Source organism: Pseudomonas sp. SDO5591_S426, from assembly GCF_054070755.1.
Genome location: NZ_JBSVXD010000369.1, coordinates 1 through 2,462 on the forward strand (window position 1 = coordinate 1; position 2,462 = coordinate 2,462).

General features: G+C 58.5%; 2 protein-coding genes. Both read left to right on the forward strand.

All coding sequences use genetic code 11. The features are described 5' to 3' along the window. The first annotated feature begins 139 nt into the window (after nucleotides 1–139). On the forward strand, nucleotides 140–1,639 hold the full coding sequence (locus ACW9JC_RS30010) for a helix-turn-helix transcriptional regulator (RefSeq protein WP_457459580.1): 1,500 nt from the start codon (nucleotides 140–142) through the stop codon (nucleotides 1,637–1,639). A gap of 177 nt (nucleotides 1,640–1,816) precedes the next feature. Next, nucleotides 1,817–2,068, forward strand: a complete 252-nt coding sequence (locus ACW9JC_RS30015; protein WP_457459582.1) for a DUF1652 domain-containing protein — start codon at nucleotides 1,817–1,819, stop codon at nucleotides 2,066–2,068. Nucleotides 2,069–2,462 lie beyond the last annotated feature (394 nt).

Here is a 2,462-nt window from a genome sequence, read left to right on the forward strand (position 1 = left end):
AACGATAACGCGCCCTGTCTGAATAACGGCGTTATCTGGACGTTCTTCGCGAGCAGGCTCGCTCCTACAGAGTTCTTCGCACGAACGCAAAGCCTGGCGGTCGTAAACTTCACAAGCCCTTCGCCCATGTGGAGTTGTAATGAGCCAGGACGTCCTGACCACCGAAACCAACCGCCGCCAGTTGCAGCAGATCATCGCCGGTCTGTCCGACGGGGTGATTGTGCTCGACCCCGACCAGAGCATTCTCTGGGCCAATGACGCAGCGCTGGCCATGCACGGCGTCGAGCGGGTCAGCGATCTGGGCGCAGATGCCAAGGCCTATGCCAAGCGCTTTGCCCTGCGCTATCGCAATAATCATGTGGTGCCCGCCGACAGCTATCCCGTCAATCGAGTCGCGCGGGGCGAGACCTTCAGTGACGTGCTGGTGCAGGTCACCTCCTTGGCAGGTGAAGACGAGCGCACCTGGTTCCACAGAGTGCGCAGCCTGGTGTTGGCCGACAGCCGTGACGAGCCGGAATCGCTGGTGCTGATCATGGACGACGTTACCGATTGGGCCAGCGCCGAGCAGCGTTTCGAGAAAACCTTCGCCGCCAATCCGGCGCCGGCGGTGATCTGTCGCCTCAGCGATTTGCGCTACATCAAGGTCAATCCCGGCTTCCTCGAGATGACCGGTTATGCCCGCGATCAGGTGATCGGCACGTCCACCTATGAACTGGACGTGCTGGAACAGGCCGAAAACAAGGACCTGGCCAAGCAACGCTTGCGCGAAGGCACGACCATCCCGCAGATGCAGGCCGAGTTGCGCATGGCCGACGGTGGTAGCAAACAAGTGATCGTCGCCGGTCAGCCGCTGGAACTCAACGACGAGGCTTGCATGCTGTTTTCCTTCGTCGACATGGAGCCACGACACAAGGCCGAAATGGCTCTGCGCCAAAGCGAGGAACGCTTTGCCAAGGCGTTCCGCCTGTCGCCGGTGCCGATTCTGGTTTGCGGGGCGGGCGATCAGTTGGTGCTGGATGTCAATGAAGCGTTCCTCGATACCCTCGGTTATCCTAGCGAAGAGGTCCTCGGCGAAAGCATCGCGCAGATCGATTTTATCGATGACAAAGGTGCCAGAACCCGGCTGTTCGCAGCGCTCGAGAAGACCGGAAGCCTGGATCGCATCGATGTGCGGGTGCGCAAAAAGGACGCTGGGTTGATCGATTGTGCCGTGTCGGCGGACACAGTGAATATTCAGGATTACCCCTGCTACCTGCTGGTGTTGATGGACATCACCGAGCGCAAGCGAACCGAGCTGGAACTGGTGTCGGCGATTGAAGAGGTGATGAAAGACGCCTCGTGGTTCAGTCGTACGCTGATCGAAAAGCTCGCCAACGTGAAAAACGTCAACTCACCACAATTGCCCAGCGTGTCCTTCACCGATTTGACGGCCCGGGAGCGCGATGTACTGGGCCTGATCTGCGAAGGCCTGGCCGACAAGGAAATCGCCGCACGGCTCAAACTGGCTCCGAACACGGTGCGCAATCATGTGGCGACGGTGTATTCCAAGTTGGATGTGCACAGCCGAAGCGAGGCGATTGTCTGGGCGCGGGAGCGCGGTCTGTTTTCCGGCGCAGGGCGATCCAAGGGCCAGCGGTAAGGTGCAAATGCACTAATGATCGGGGTGCAATTTAGTGTGTTGCTCGGGTGGGGCGGTTCTTAGGCTGGAACGGTGCGACAGGTATCTGCGGATCGCCTGGATGCCCCTACGAAACCGCTGAAGGAACCGCCTGATGAATGTGCAATACGGTGTTTCACGCCGCCGGGGTCAATCGCAATGATGACGCTGGCACAGCTGCGAATGCTGATCGAAAGCAGTTTTTCACCTCGAGCCTGTGACTGCAGCATCACCGGCGATCATTCGTTGACCGTGAAGCTCTACCACCCGGTGTCGGGGCAGGTGGATCTGGTGGTCAGTGGCTTGAACATGGCGAAGCTGCAGTCAACCGATGCGGCCGCTGCGCTGATCGAGGAACTGCGCTATGAACTGGAGAGCAATACCCTGCATCGCCCTGATTCGGTGATGTAAGAACTGCCAGATTTTCAGGGCATTGCTCAATGATTTCGCTATAAGTGTTCCTTCGATATTTTTTTATGACAGGTGTGAGGATTTTGCACGCCGGTTCTGTTGTCACAAAAAATGTGTCGTTCACTTATCGCGGGTCAACCTATGAAAACTCTTGGGAAACGCGTTTGTACATGTGTGTCGCTGGCATTCTGCGTGGCGATTCTCGGTGGCTGTGCCAGTCCGCCGCCGCCACCTCCCGCCGCGCCGCCGCCACCTCCCGTGCGCACCTGCCAGGACCCTATGGATAAAACCGATGTGATGGGGGATGTGCGTGGCGAAAACGGCGAGGTGACGCGAGTCACTACCACTACGCGCTGTGTGACGCAGTAACGCGGGAAACTGGACAATATCCCTG

What these genes read in the sequence shown, in the direction of transcription:
- ACW9JC_RS30010 (WP_457459580.1), top strand. Translation starts at nt 140, where the DNA reads ATGAGCCAGGACGTCCTGACCACCGAAACCAACCGCCGCCAGTTGCAG.
- ACW9JC_RS30015 (WP_457459582.1), top strand. Translation starts at nt 1,817, where the DNA reads ATGATGACGCTGGCACAGCTGCGAATGCTGATCGAAAGCAGTTTTTCA.